The organism is Pseudomonas sp. A-B-19 (assembly GCF_019947515.1).
Classification (GTDB): Bacteria; Pseudomonadota; Gammaproteobacteria; order Pseudomonadales; family Pseudomonadaceae; genus Aquipseudomonas.
Map to the genome: position 1 here is coordinate 19,300 of NZ_JAGYGN010000002.1, position 13,727 is coordinate 33,026.

The window sequence follows — 13,727 nt, forward strand, 5'->3', positions numbered from 1 at the left end:
ACTATGACCTCCAGCTCCGAACACGCCCGCCTGCTGCGGCTGGCGACCCGTGCCTCGGTGGCGGTGGCGTGCACCCTGATCGTCGCCAAAGCCATCGCCTGGTGGCTGAGCGGCTCGGTGAGCATGCTCGCCGGGCTCACCGACTCGGCACTCGACGGCGTCACCTCATTGCTCAACCTGCTGGCAGTGCATTACGCCCTGCGCCCCGCCGACAATGATCATCGCTACGGGCACGGCAAGGCCGAATCATTGGCGGGCATGGCCCAGGCGCTGTTCATTGGCGGCAGTGCGGTACTGATTGCGTTTCAGGCCTTTGACCGGCTGAAACATCCGGAACCGATCGGCGCGCCGTGGATCAGCATCGGTGTGATTGTGTTCTCGCTCGCCCTGACCCTGGCCTTGCTGATGTTGCAACATCGGGTGGTCAAGGCTACCGGCTCCAACGCCGTGCGTGCCGACTCGCTGCATTACCGTTCGGACCTGTTGCTCAACGGCAGCATTCTGCTAGCGCTGGTACTGGCCGGGTTTGGCTGGGATCAGGTCGACGCCTGGTTTGGCCTGGGTATCGCCGCTTATATCTTTTGGAGCGCGGTGCAGATCGCCCGGGAAAGTTTTGCGGTGTTGATGGACGAAGAATTGCCGCCGGATGTCAGCCAGCACATGCTGGAACTGGCGTGCAGCGTGCCCGGCGTATTGGGTGCTCATGACCTGCGCACGCGAATCTCCGGCAACCAGTGGTTTGTGCAGTTGCATCTGGAGTTGCCGGGGGAACTGACGCTGTCAGTCGCCCACGGCATCAGCGATCAGGCTGCCGCGGCCATTCACAACGCCTACCCGCGCGCCGAAGTGCTGGTGCACGCCGATCCGCGGGAAGTGATGAAGGCCGCCCGGGCTCAGTAATTCACCTGATAACCGCGACTGCTCAGGCAGTTGCCCTGGGCCTGTCGGTAGTCTTGCACCACCGCTGGGGCTGGCTGGTAGGTGGCGGTTCGTGGATCGAAACCACTCTGCTGCACCGCGTATTGATAACACTCGTAGCCATCCCGGCCGACCTGCTCCGTCGACTGGCCGTTGGCCGGATACGCCTCCACGTCATAACCATTGCTGCCGGCCGGTGGTTGGTCAACTGGCGGCTCGACCACGACGTAGTCCTGAGTGCTTTCCTCATAGGCGTAATACGAACCGGCCGCAAGGAACAGCAGTGCCCCGCCTATAAACACTTGCTGGGCGTAATCGGGCAGGTATTTGATGCGAATCCCGCGCGGTGGCTTCACCACTTCATAGCGCGGGCCGAGCGGGCGATACCAGTAACCGCCGGAATAGTAGTAATCCATGCCACGGTAAGGCACGCGGAAGTGGCGTTCGGGGAAGCGGTCGATCATCTGGCCTGGGCGATACCTGGGGCCTGCTCCCCAGCTGTTAGCGTATCCACTCGAGCGCCCCTGCATGTGATTGTCATAGGACGGTGCGACTGTGTAGCCATTCCAGCGCTGGTTGTAATTATTGCGATGCGGCGAGTCCTGGTAGTCACCGCGCTGCGGCGGCTGGGTCTGGCGTACGGTGTCGGGACGGGGCTGGATCGGCATGTCAGTGGCCGGTAACTGCGGTGGAGGTGGCGGCGAGCGAACCCGGCTGTTGAAATCCGGCGCTGGATGGCTCTGCCACTGGCCATTGTTCTGAAGTTGATTCTGGCCGTTGTGCTCGTACTGGCGGTTGTCGTTGTTCTGCGCACGGGGTTCGTTCTGCGGCTGGCTGTTTTGCGGGCGTGGCGGGTTGTTGCCACCATGGCCCTGATTTTCACCCCGATGCCCGCCCTGGCCGTGTTGCCCGCCATCACGGTCATGGTTTTGTGGCTCATCGGCCATCGTTTGCGCGGCGACACTGACACACAGCAAACCAACGCCGGCCAAACGCCAGATGCGCGTTTTCATGCTTTTCCTCATAGCGGGTTAGGGCCTGTACATAAGACTGGGAAAGCACGGGCCGGTTCTGCTACAGGTTATCTGTCACGCAACTTATTTATTGAGGGCCGCTCTTTGATTCACGGCGGCAAATTCCACGCAAGAAAAAGGGGAGACCCGTCGGCCTCCCCTTGGAGAACTTCGTCCTGGCTCGACGCTTGTGGCGCCGGCTCACCTCACGCCGTCTTCTGGACAGTGTGTAGCTCGGGGGCCGGCACATCCCCGGTGGGGGTGGCGACCGCGGCGGGCCTGATTGGGCGAGCCGCACTGGACTGTTTGTCCGAGCAGTGATTCTGGTGATAAGAATAGGCCGGGAGCGCCGGCAGAGGATTGCGAAGATTGCCGAATTAAACATCACTTGCGCAATTTTTAACCTCGGATACATAATCCTCCGCAATAGTTACGAGAAAGGACCGTTTGATGAGCAAGCTCGACCGTTACGACCTGAGTATTCTGGCGGAATTGCAGCGCGACGCACGCATCTCCAACCAGGAGCTGGCCGAGCGCATCGGTCTGTCGCCTTCGCCGTGCTCACGGCGGGTCAAGCAACTGGAAGACGACGGCTACATCTCCCGCCAGGTTGCCCTGCTCGACCGTAAAATGCTCGGCCTGAGCCTGACGGCCTATGTACTGATCGGCATGGACCGTCACACGCCGGAGCGTTTCGAAAACTTCGAAGCGGCCATCCGCACCCTGCCCCAAGTGCTCGAATGCAGCCTGGTGACCGGAATGGATGCTGACTATCAACTCAAGGTCGTGGTGCCGGACATGGACCACTACCAGAAACTGCTGCTGGGGCATCTGACCCGGATTGAAGGGGTGACCAGTGTGCGTTCGAGCTTTGTGCTGAATCAGGTTTTGAACAGCACTGAGCTGCCGTTGACTCATTTGCGTAGCTGAGGCCGCCTTCGCTGGCAAGCCAGCTCCTACACAGGTGTTGTGTCGACCACAAAATGGCGGCCTCCCCATCCTGTAGGAGCTGGCTTGCCAGCGAAGAGGCCGGCACAGGCGACGAATGACTGCGACACACCGACGCAGGTCAATACAGCACGAACCCGCGCAGGCGTATACTCCCCGCGCCCTTTTAGCCACGCCCGCGCTGGAGATGTTCGATGGATCCTGCCGTTTTCGAAGAGTGGATGATGACCGGACTGGTCAGCATCCTGATCATTTTCATGGGTTTCATCGTCTGGGATCTGGCGAAGAAGTCCAAGGCCGGGCGCTTCGGCTCGTTCATTCTGTTCTTCGTGCTGGGCCTGGGCGTGGCGGCGTTCGTCATCAAGAGCGTGGTGATCGGCCTGATCGAATCCGGCGCCTTATAAGCGCGCCGGTACTTCCTTCCACTGTCCCTGATCGAGCCCTTCGATCGTCCAGTCACCGATTCTGACCCGTACCAGGCGCAACGTCGGCAACCCCACCGCCGCAGTCATGCGCCGCACCTGGCGGTTGCGCCCTTCGCGAATCACCAACTCCAGCCAGCTGGTCGGTACGCTTTTGCGAAAGCGCACCGGCGGATTGCGCGGCCACAGCTCGGGTTCGTCCAGTTGCCGCGCCTCGGCGGGCAAGGTCATGCCGTCATTCAATTCGACGCCGTCACGCAAACGCTGCAACTGTTCGGCGCTCGGTTCGCCCTCGACCTGCACCCAATAGGTCTTGGCCAGCTTGTGTTTCGGGTCGGCGATCCGCGCCTGAAGCTGACCGTCGTTGGTCAGCAGCAACAAGCCTTCGCTGTCGCGATCCAGCCGTCCCGCCGGATAGATTCCCGGTACATCGATGTAATCCTTGAGGGTCGCGCGCCCTTCGCCGTCGCTGAATTGCGTCAGCACATCGAAGGGTTTGTTGAACAGGATCAGCTTTGGCTCGGCCGGCGGTGCCTTGGCGACACGTCGCGGGGCTGCAGGAGAGGGTTTCGCGCCAGGGCGGCGGGAAACGGGGCGTTGAGGACGGGACATGGCGGAGAGAGCATCTAGCGATCAGGGCTGACAATGCTAGTGCCCCAACCGCTAAATGGCCATCGCGAATCAGCGGAACGGCGGCTCGTCGAAGCTGCGCAGTTTGCGCGAGTGCAGCGAGTTGAGCTCGGTGCGCAACAGATCCACCGCCTCGATACCGATCTTCAGATGCTGGCTGACCGCGCGCTCATAGAAGGCGTTGGCCGAGCCCGGCAGCTTGATTTCGCTGTGCAGCGGCTTGTCCGAGACGCACAGCAACGTGCCATACGGCACCCGCAAGCGATAACCTTGCGCTGCGATGGTGCCGCTTTCCATGTCCACTGCCACGGCGCGGGACAGGTTGATCAGCGGCCGTTCCTGCGCCCAGCGCAACTCCCAGTTACGGTCGTCGTAGGTCAGCACGGTACCGGTGCGCAGACGCTTCTTCAGTTCGTCGCCCTTCTCGCCGGTAATGTTGGCCGCCGCCTGCTGAAGCGCCAGCTGCACTTCGGCCAACGCCGGAATCGGAATGTTCGGCGGCACCACCCGGTCGAGAATGCCGTCGCGACGCATGTAAGCGTGGGCCAGCACGTAGTCGCCAATGGTCTGCGACTGACGCAAACCGCCGCAGTGACCGATCATCAGCCAGCAATGCGGGCGCAGCACGGCCAGGTGGTCGGTGATGTTCTTGGCGTTGGACGGGCCGACGCCGATGTTCACCAGGGTCACGCCGTGGCCGTCACTGGCGATCAGGTGGTAGGCCGGCATCTGGTAGCGGTGCCAGACCACGCCGGCGGCAATCGCCGAGGCTTCGCCGTGATCCATGCCCTTCTCGATGATCACATTTCCCGGCAGCACCATGCGCACGAAACGCGGGTCATTGCGCAGTTGCTCCAGGCCATGGACGATGAACTGGTCGACGTAGCGGTGATAGTTGGTCAGCAGAATCCACGGCTGCACATGCCGCCAGTCGCTGCCGGTGTAATGCACCAGTCGGCGCAGGGAGAAATCCACCCGCGCGGCATCGAACAGGGCCAGGGGCAGCGGATCGGTGTTTTCCCAATCGTACAAACCGTCGGCAATGCCATCGGTCGCGGCCGACAGGTCGGTACTCGGGAACACCCGCGCCAGCACGGCAGCGGTGACGCCGGAGCCCCCCAGCTCATCGCCCTGCTCGACCACATATGGATACGGGATGTTCTGCTCGCTGACACCGACTTCCACGGTCACGGTGAAGTCGTGCATCAGCGGAACCAGCTGTTCCAGCAGGTACTTACGAAATGCCGACGGATGGGTGACCGTGACGCTGTAAGTGCCCGGCAACTGGACCTTGGCGTAGGCGCGGGTGGTCTGCGGGACTTCGCCCTGGCAATGGTAGGTCAGGCGCAATTCGGGATAGCGGAACATCGAGCGCTGTTCGGCATCGGGCTCGACGCGGTCCTTGAGGTAACGCTTGAGCGCCTGACTCAGCGCGGTGGTTGCACGATTGTGCAAGAGTGCAAGCCGATCCACGGCTTGCTCGGCGGTTTGAACGACAATAAAAGCTTCGGTCACGATCAGCATCCTGTGTTCTGACTTGCAGACCTTCATCTTGCCTGCATCGTCGCCTCACGGGAACAGTGCATTGACTGTGTACAGAGAACAACTGTGGGAGCGAGCTTGCTCGCGATAGCGGCGTATCAGTCAACATCACTGTTGAATGTTAATCCGTCATCGCGAGCAAGCTCGCTCCCACAGGGGTTTGCGGTGCTGGGGCAGTCGTGATCAGAAGCCTTGTGGAGTCGAGCGGGCGACAATGGCTTGCACGTCCAGGCCGCGTGGTAACACGCCGTACACTCGACCGCCACCCTCCAGGCGACTGGCGATGAAGGCATCGCTGACCACCGCATTCCCGGCCTCCAGCAACAGCTTGGCCTGCAACCCCAAGGCGATGTCTTCAGTCAGTTGGCGGGCGCGGTACTGGATGTCGCCGGTGTCCTTGAAGGCCGCCTGCAATTGATGGATGTGCGCAGCCAGGCGCTTGTCGCCATGGCCATCGCCCAACTCACTGAACAGCGCGTCGAGCACCCCCGGCTCTTTCGACAGGGCACGCAGCACGTCGAGACATTGCACGTTGCCGGAGCCTTCCCACGTCGAATTCACCGGTGCCTCGCGGTAAAGCCGCGGCAGGATGCTGTCTTCGACATAACCCGCGCCGCCCATGCATTCGGCGGCTTCGTTGATCATGGCCGGCGCCCGCTTGCAGATCCAGTACTTACCCACTGCCGTCACCAATCGGGCGAACCTGGCTTCTTGCGAATCGTCCAGATGATCCAGTGCCCGCCCCATGCGCAGGCTCAAGGCCAGGGCGGCTTCGCTTTCCAGCGCCAGATCCGCCAGCACGTTCTGCATCAACGGCTGTTCGCTGAGCAGTTTTCCGCCAACCGAACGGTGAGCGCAGTGATGGCTGGCCTGGGTCAGCGCCTGACGCATCAGCGAACTGGAACCGACCATGCAATCGAAGCGGGTCATCGCGACCATCTCGATGATCGTCGGAACGCCACGGCCCTCTTCACCGACCATCCACGCAAGCGCACCACGGAACTCCACTTCGCTGGAGGCGTTGGAGCAGTTGCCGAGCTTGTTCTTCAGGCGCTGGATGTAGAACTGATTGCGTGTGTCGTCCGGGCGGTGACGCGGCAACAGGAAACAGGTCAGGCCCTTGTCGGTCTGCGCCAGTGTGAGGAACGCGTCGCACATCGGCGCCGAGCAAAACCACTTGTGCCCCACCAGTTCATAGGCCTGGCCCGGACCGCTGGCACCGACCGGATACGCCTTGGTGGTATTGGCCCGCACATCGGTGCCGCCCTGCTTCTCGGTCATGGCCATGCCGATGGTGACCCCGGCCTTGTGGGCCATGCCGACATTGCGCGGGTCGTATTCGGTGGCGAGGATTTTCGGCAGCCACTTTTCCGCCAGGTCCGGTTGCAGACGCATGGCCGGAACGCTGGCGAAGGTCATGGTCAACGGGCAGCCACTGCCGGCTTCGGCCTGGCTGTGCAAGTACGTCATGGAAGCGCGGGCCACGTGGGCGCCGGACTGCGGATGAGCCCAAGGCAATGAGGTCAAGCCATGCTCAACTGCCGTGCGCATCAATTGGTGATAGGCCGGATGAAATTCCACCAGATCGATACGATGACCAAACCGGTCATGGCTGTTGAACACCGGTTTGTTCTGATTGGCCAGGAACCCGGCTTCCATCAACGGGCCACCAGCCAGTGCGCCGTAGGCGTCGATCCGCGACTCGGCCCAACCGGCCCCGAACCGCCGCGACCACTCCTGCAACGGCAGGTCGATGCGGTACAGATTGGCGCCATCCAGTGACGGTGGCTGGTTGGTGACTTCGTGGGTTTCAGCGAACTGATGCAGGTTCATGACAGGGCTCCTTTGGTCGGCCAAGGGACTTCAGTTAAGCACCGCCCCTCGGCCGATCAAAGTGTCATATCCGCCTAACTGTCGGCGCTTTCGCCCTGTTGCGAGCAGAGCACGCGGCGGTAGAGGGCGGCCTGCAAGTCTTCGAATTTCACCGGTTTGTTCAAGTGATCGATCAACGCACCGGTCGGGCAGCGTTCACGCTCGCCGCCCAGGGCGATCATGAACAACGGCAGCTCCGCATAACCCGCTAACGCGCGGATCTGGCAGCACACCGACTCACCGCCCTGCAGCGGCAACTGACAGTCGACCAGCACCGCGTCAAACACTTCGCGCTGCAAGAGATCGAGCGCACCATCGGCGCTATCAGCCGTACGCACGCGGAACCCCAGCTTGAGCAACATGCCGCGCATCACCAACTGGCTGATGCCGTTGTTATCCACCAACAGCACGGCACAATCCTGAGGCAAGCGCAGACGCGGAAAATCCCGGGGCATCAACGGCATCACCGGAGGTACGGCCGCCGGCAGCCCAACTTCGACATCCAGCTGAAACCGGCTGCCGCGTCCTGGCTCGGTGCGATGCGTCAGGCGCCCTCCCAGCAATTCGACCAACTGTCGGCAAATCGCCAGGCCAACCCCCAGGCCACCGTATTCACGGGTCATCGAGCCATCGAGCTGGAAGAACCGTTGATACATCGTGGCCTCCCCCAAATCAGTGAAGCCAATGCCCGTATCGATTACCGCAAAGGTCAACGCCAGCCGGTCGGGCTCAATGGCCTTGCCGGTCACCCGCAGGGCCAGACCGCCGACCCTGGTGAACTTGATGGCATTATCCAGCAGACATTCCAGGCACTGCGCGATCTTGACGTTGTCGCCGTACAAGCGATCCGGCACACCTGGCGCGACATCGACCTTGAAGTCCAGCGACTTGCTCGATGCGTTGCCCTCGAACTGCATGCGCAATGCCTCGACCATGCCGCGCAGGCTGAAGGTGTCGGCCGAGGCCTTGAGTTTGCCGGCCTGCAGTTCGGTGAGGGTGAGGATGCCGTTGACCATGCGCATCATGTCCCGCGCCGATCCCGCAGCCGTCTGCTGATACTGCTCGAGCTCCGGGTCCATTTCGACCGTCTGCATCAGTTCCAGCGAACCGATCACACCGTTCATCGGCGTGCGCAGTTCGTGGGTCAGGGTGGCAAGGAACTCGTCCTTGAGCTTGTTGCTGCGAGCCAGTTGCTGGTTGAGCACTTCAAGCTTCTGGCTGGCGTCGAACAGGGTTTGTGCCTGCTGCTCGCGCATGGCGTTGATGCGGTCGGCCAGCGCCAGGGACAGCAACGCCACTTCGATGGCCGAGCCGATCTGGCTGGAATACATGGTCAGGTATACGTTTGGCAGGTAGCCCAGCACCATGAGCGTATTGACGATGCCGCCGAGCAAAAACGCCGACCAGGCAATAATGAAATACCGTGCCACCCGCAGGCCCCGCAGCCAGGCGAAGATCCCGGCGGCAAAAATCACCACGGTGAACGTCAACGCCAGCGCTGTGGCCAGGCGCAGGGCCAGGGCGTAACTGCTCATCAATGACAAGCCGACCACCAACGCACCGAAGGCAACCAGCGCCAGCAACAAGCGGTCGAGCCAGCGACTGTGGGTAGCCATTTGCAGGAAACTGCGGGCGAACTGACTGCCGAACAACCCCGCACAGCCGATGAAAAACGGCGTCGCGGCGTTGGCCCACCAAGGGTTGTCCGGCCAGAAATACTGCACGGCCGCACCGTTTACCGACAGCTGATACAAGCCGAACGAGGCGATATAGAAGATGTAGTAGAGGTAACTGGTGTCGCGCACGCTGAGGTAGATGAACAGGTTGTAGACCAGCATCCCCAGCAGCACGCCGTAGATCAGCCCCAATACGTAGAGGCGCGCAGGTTGCTCTTGGAGGTAGGCGGTGCTCGACCACAAGGTTACCGGTGCCTGGATCGAACCTTCGCTTTGCAATCGCAAGAATACGGTTTCGGTCTGGTCAGGTTTGAACGTCAGGTCGAACAAATAGTTATTCTGACGAATCTCGCGGCTGGCGAACGGCAAGGCATCGCCGGTCTGCCTGACCAACTGATAGTTGCCGGCCGCATCGGGCAAATAGAGATCGAGATGATCGAGGGGCGGATAGGCCAGTTCCAGCAGCCAGGTCCGTTGCGCCGCCGGATTGGCCGGACGGTAATGCAGGTCGATCTTCAGCCAGAATACCGAACGCGAGTACCCGGCGTTGAGCGTGTCTTTCTGGTGCGACTTGAAGTTGCCGGCCGCCGCTTGCGCACGGATATCGGCGATGGTCGCCTGACCACCTGCGTCCTCGTAGACCTGCAGGGTTCGGCCCAAGGGGAGGCTTTGAGTGAACTCGTCGAACTCGACGGCGTTTGCCAGGAGGGGCAAACACAACAGCAACATCAGCAAATAGTGCATTGAAGCCCCAGCGTGGCCTGTCCGGTTCTGTCAGGAAGCCCCCCATTCCTTTTGAGCAGACGTAAAACCGGTATTACCTGTTATTGGTTTGGATCCACTCTAGCATAGCCGTTGATAGCCATTAAACACCATTGAAATTTTTCCTGAAAAGGCTCTAGGACGGGCGTTTCAGCAACACTAACGAACGATTATCAATGGCAGAAATTAACTGTGGCGAGGGAGCTTGTCGGATCGCCGCACCGTCCCGCTCGGCTGCGAAGCAATCGTAAAACCAGTCGACGCAATGAACGTGAAGGTTTTTTGGGGCCGCTTCGCGCCCCAGCGGGAGCAAGCTCCCTCGCCACAGTGGAGAGTCGCTGCACCCGAAAAAGAATGTTTGGTGGTAAGCTCGCGCACCATGAATATCTACAACTCTCGCCCCGTTGTCCTCTGTCTCTCCGGCCACGACCCAAGTGGTGGCGCCGGCTTGCAGGCAGATATCGAAGCCCTGCTCGCTCAGGGTTGCCATGCGGCTCCGGCCGTCACCGCCCTGACCGTGCAAGACACCGTCAATGTCACTGACTTCCGCGTCCTGGACCGTGAGTGGGTACTGGCCCAGGCCAATGCCGTGCTCAACGACTCCGAAGTCGCCGCGGTCAAACTGGGCATGCTCGGTTCCCTGGAAATGGTCGACACCGTAGTCGAACTGCTTTCGGCGCACCCGCACTTGCCGGTGGTCTGCGACCCGGTGCTGCGTGCCGGCGGCGGCGGACGCCTGGGCAAGGACGAAGTCGGCTACGCCATGCGCGAACGCCTGCTGCCGCTGTCGATCATTGCAACCCCCAACCTTCCCGAAGCCCGGATCCTCGCCGAACTGCCCGAAGGCACCGCGGATGAGTGCGCTGAAAAACTCCTGCCGTTCGTCAAACACCTGCTGATCACCGGCGGTCATGGCGACGAAACCGAAATCCACAATCGCCTGTACAGCCGCGACGGCCAGCGCGAAACCTTTACCTGCCAGCGCTTGCCGGGCAGTTATCACGGTTCCGGCTGCACCCTGGCCAGTGCGCTGGCCGGTCGTCTGGCCCAGGGCGAAAACCTCGCCAGTGCAGTACAGACCGCGCTTAACTACACATGGCGCACCCTGCGTGATGCCGAGCAACTGGGCAAAGGCCAGTTCGTGCCGCGTCGCTTGCCACTGGATTTCTGTTCGTAACTTCTCTTTGTAATGCAGTGAGGCTTGCCCGATGAAACTACGTGGCCTGTACGCCATTACCGACAGCCATTTGCTGGACGGCAAGTTGCTCAAGTACGTGGAGGCGGCGCTGGAAGGCGGCGTCACCTTGCTGCAATACCGTGACAAGAGCAGTGACGACGCCCGCCGCCTGCGTGAGGCCGAAGCCTTGCGCGAGCTGTGCGAACGTTACAAGACACAGTTGATCATCAACGACGACGCCGAGTTGGCGGCACGCCTGAACGTGGGCGTGCACCTGGGCCAGACCGACGGCCCACTGACTCCGGCCCGTGCGCTGCTCGGGCGTCAGGCGATCATCGGTTCAACCTGCCACGCGCAGCTCGAACTGGCCGAACAGGCTGCCAAAGAGGGTGCCAGCTACGTCGCCTTCGGCCGCTTCTTCAATTCGAACACCAAGCCCGGCGCGCCGACCTGCAGCCTCGAATTGCTCGACCAGGCCCGCAAGCAGTTGCACTTGCCGATCTGCGCGATCGGCGGCATCACCCTGGAAAACGCTGCCCCGCTGGTGGCCCACGGCGTCGATCTGCTGGCGGTGGTGCATGGCCTGTTTGGCGCCGAGAGCACGGCCGAGGTGACCCGTCGCGCCCGCGCCTTCAACGAATTGCTTTCTATTAAAGTCGCTTAAAATCTGATTTGAGAGCCCGATCATGTCTCGTTCCGAAACGCTGTTTGCCAATGCCCAAAAACACATTCCCGGCGGCGTGAACTCGCCGGTTCGCGCGTTCAAGAGCGTCGGCGGCACGCCGTTGTTCTTCAAGCACGCCGAAGGCGCCTACGTCACCGACGAAGACAACAAGCGCTATGTGGACTACGTCGGCTCCTGGGGCCCGATGATCCTCGGCCACAGCCATCCGGACGTGCTGGACGCCGTGCGCAAACAGCTTGAGCACGGTTTGTCCTACGGCGCCCCGACCGAGATGGAAACGCAGATGGCCGACCTGGTCTGCTCGCTGGTACCGTCGATGGAAATGGTGCGCATGGTCAGCTCCGGCACCGAAGCGACCATGAGTGCCATTCGCCTGGCCCGTGGCTTCACCGGCCGCGACAGCATCATCAAATTCGAAGGCTGCTACCACGGTCACTCCGACAGCCTGTTGGTCAAGGCCGGCTCCGGCGCACTGACCCAGGGCGTACCGAGCTCGGCCGGTGTACCGGCAGCGTTCGCCAAACACACCCTGACCCTGCCGTTCAACGACATCGACGCCGTTGAAAGCATGCTCGCCGAAGTCGGCCAGGAAGTGGCCTGTATCATCGTCGAGCCAGTGGCTGGCAATATGAACTGCGTGCCGCCGGCACCGGGTTTCCTCGAAGGCCTGCGGACCCTGTGCGACAAGCACGGCGTGGTGCTGATTTTCGACGAAGTGATGACCGGCTTCCGTGTCGCCCTCGGCGGTGCCCAGGCGTACTACGGCGTGACACCGGACCTGACCACCTTCGGCAAGATCATCGGTGGCGGCATGCCAGTCGGCTGTTTCGGCGGCAAGCGTGAAATCATGCAGCGCATCGCTCCGCTGGGCCCGGTCTACCAGGCCGGCACGCTGTCCGGTAACCCCCTGGCGATGGCCGCTGGCCTGACCACCCTGCGCCTGATCAGCCGCCCGGGCTTCCATGCCGAGCTGACCGACTACACCACTCGCCTGCTCGACGGCCTGCAACAACGCGCCGATGCGGCCGGCATTCCGTTCGTGACTACCCAGGCCGGCGGCATGTTCGGCCTGTATTTCAGTGGCGCCGACGACATCGTCACCTTCGATGACGTCATGGCCAGCGATGCGGCCCTGTTCGGTCGCTTCTTCCATCTGATGCTGGAGGGAGGCGTCTACCTGGCACCGAGCGCCTTCGAAGCAGGTTTCACTTCGATCGCTCATGGCGACGCCGAGCTGAAACTGACCCTGGACGCCGCCGAGCGCGCCTTCGCTGCCTTGAAATAACGCTGTGGCGCTGACGTTGGCCATTGCCGGCGTCAGCTTTCACCTACACGCCGCCTGCACGCCTGCAGTTTCAGCAAAAACCCCTCGCAAATCGGGTGATATATTTCCCGCGCAGCAGAAAAACGAGTAAAGACTTTGTAAGGTTGCCCCTGCTTATTTCATAATGCGCGCTTATTGGATCCCTCGATGGGTCCGCGCGCCCTTCAGAGGTAAGTCGATTCCCATGAACCGCACCGGCCGCACCCTTGCACTGGGCTGCCTGTTGCTTCTTCAGCCCCTGCTCGCGCACGCACAAGCAGGCGGCAACTCGTTGTTAATCCCAGCGATGGGTCGCTGCACCCTCAATACCCAGCCGCAAGACCTGGAACAGGCGCTCGCCGCCTGCCAGAAAGCGTCGGACGAAGGGGATGCACAAGCGCAATACGAGTTGGGTGAGTTCTACTACGAAGGCAAAAACGCGCCGCGCGACCTCAATCAAGCCCTGAGCTATTTCGAAAAAGCCTCGCTGCAAGGCCACGCCCAGGCGCAATTCAAGCTCGGCACCATGTTCTTCCACGGCGAAGGCGTGCCGGCCAATAACGTTCAGGCGTACATCCTGCTGAAGATGGCGGCGGTCAACGGCGCCGAAGATGCCCTGGACACCGCCGACGAAGTCACCGAAAAAATGCCCCGCGAAGAACTCGAAGTCGCCACCCAGGTACTCGGGCAAATTTTCCGTAAATATTTGATGGAGTTGCAGAGCGCTGACGGGCGTACGCCTTTCGCACCTCTTCCCTGAATACTGCAGGCTTCGAGGT

The 13,727-nt window shown here is 61.5% G+C and carries 12 protein-coding genes; 7 read left to right on the forward strand and 5 right to left on the reverse strand.

All coding sequences use genetic code 11. The features are described from left to right. Positions 1 to 3 precede the first annotated feature (3 nt). Entirely contained in the window at positions 4 to 900 is an 897-nt protein-coding gene (locus KGA81_RS02235; RefSeq protein WP_223544388.1) for a cation diffusion facilitator family transporter, read from the forward strand. Here KGA81_RS02235 and KGA81_RS02240 read toward each other — a convergent pair. Further along, positions 894 to 1,931, reverse strand: a complete 1,038-nt coding sequence (locus tag KGA81_RS02240; RefSeq protein WP_223544389.1) for a DUF6515 family protein — start codon at positions 1,929 to 1,931, stop codon at positions 894 to 896. The genes KGA81_RS02235 and KGA81_RS02240 overlap by 7 nt on opposite strands. Before the next feature lie 450 nt (positions 1,932 to 2,381). Here KGA81_RS02240 and KGA81_RS02245 point away from each other — a divergent pair, with 450 nt between their 5' ends. Next, positions 2,382 to 2,861, forward strand: coding sequence for an Lrp/AsnC family transcriptional regulator (locus KGA81_RS02245; RefSeq protein WP_007937367.1), 480 nt, complete (start codon positions 2,382 to 2,384; stop codon positions 2,859 to 2,861). Between the two features lie 212 nt (positions 2,862 to 3,073). Continuing rightward, positions 3,074 to 3,283 carry a DUF2788 domain-containing protein gene (locus KGA81_RS02250; RefSeq protein WP_003185724.1) on the forward strand — a complete coding sequence of 70 codons (210 nt, stop codon included), beginning with the start codon at positions 3,074 to 3,076 and terminating at the stop codon, positions 3,281 to 3,283. Here KGA81_RS02250 and KGA81_RS02255 read toward each other — a convergent pair. The 4 genes from KGA81_RS02255 to KGA81_RS02270 all read right to left on the reverse strand — a co-directional run bounded on the left by KGA81_RS02255 (position 3,278) and on the right by KGA81_RS02270 (position 9,765). After that, positions 3,278 to 3,913 carry a pseudouridine synthase gene (locus KGA81_RS02255; RefSeq protein ID WP_223544390.1) on the reverse strand — a complete coding sequence of 212 codons (636 nt, stop codon included), beginning with the start codon at positions 3,911 to 3,913 and terminating at the stop codon, positions 3,278 to 3,280. The two genes, KGA81_RS02250 and KGA81_RS02255, sit on opposite strands and share 6 nt — an antisense overlap. A 69-nt stretch (positions 3,914 to 3,982) precedes the next feature. Continuing rightward, positions 3,983 to 5,482: an AMP nucleosidase gene (gene amn, locus KGA81_RS02260; RefSeq protein ID WP_223544391.1), complete on the reverse strand. Its 1,500-nt coding sequence runs from the start codon at positions 5,480 to 5,482 to the stop codon at positions 3,983 to 3,985. 174 nt (positions 5,483 to 5,656) lie between these two features. Beyond that, a complete protein-coding gene (locus tag KGA81_RS02265) occupies positions 5,657 to 7,306 on the reverse strand; it encodes an acyl-CoA dehydrogenase family protein (RefSeq protein WP_223544392.1) in 1,650 nt (549 codons plus the stop codon). Between the two features lie 74 nt (positions 7,307 to 7,380). Beyond that, complete coding sequence (locus KGA81_RS02270; RefSeq protein WP_223544393.1) at positions 7,381 to 9,765, reverse strand: hybrid sensor histidine kinase/response regulator; 2,385 nt, start codon at positions 9,763 to 9,765, stop codon at positions 7,381 to 7,383. Positions 9,766 to 10,162: 397 nt separating this feature from the next. Between KGA81_RS02270 and KGA81_RS02275 the strand changes: the two genes are divergently transcribed. The 4 genes from KGA81_RS02275 (at position 10,163) to KGA81_RS02290 (ending at position 13,708) form a co-directional block, all read left to right on the forward strand. After that, a complete protein-coding gene (locus tag KGA81_RS02275; RefSeq protein ID WP_223544394.1) occupies positions 10,163 to 10,960 on the forward strand; it encodes a hydroxymethylpyrimidine/phosphomethylpyrimidine kinase in 798 nt (265 codons plus the stop codon). A gap of 31 nt (positions 10,961 to 10,991) precedes the next feature. Then, positions 10,992 to 11,624, forward strand: a complete 633-nt coding sequence (gene thiE, locus KGA81_RS02280; RefSeq protein ID WP_223544395.1) for a thiamine phosphate synthase — start codon at positions 10,992 to 10,994, stop codon at positions 11,622 to 11,624. 22 nt (positions 11,625 to 11,646) lie between these two features. Further along, positions 11,647 to 12,930, forward strand: a complete 1,284-nt coding sequence (gene hemL, locus KGA81_RS02285; protein ID WP_223544396.1) for a glutamate-1-semialdehyde 2,1-aminomutase — start codon at positions 11,647 to 11,649, stop codon at positions 12,928 to 12,930. Between the two features lie 223 nt (positions 12,931 to 13,153). Further along, the gene (locus KGA81_RS02290; RefSeq protein WP_103396533.1) at positions 13,154 to 13,708 is read left to right on the forward strand and encodes a tetratricopeptide repeat protein; all 555 of its coding nucleotides are present in this window, start codon (positions 13,154 to 13,156) and stop codon (positions 13,706 to 13,708) included. The last annotated feature ends 19 nt before the right edge of the window (positions 13,709 to 13,727 follow it).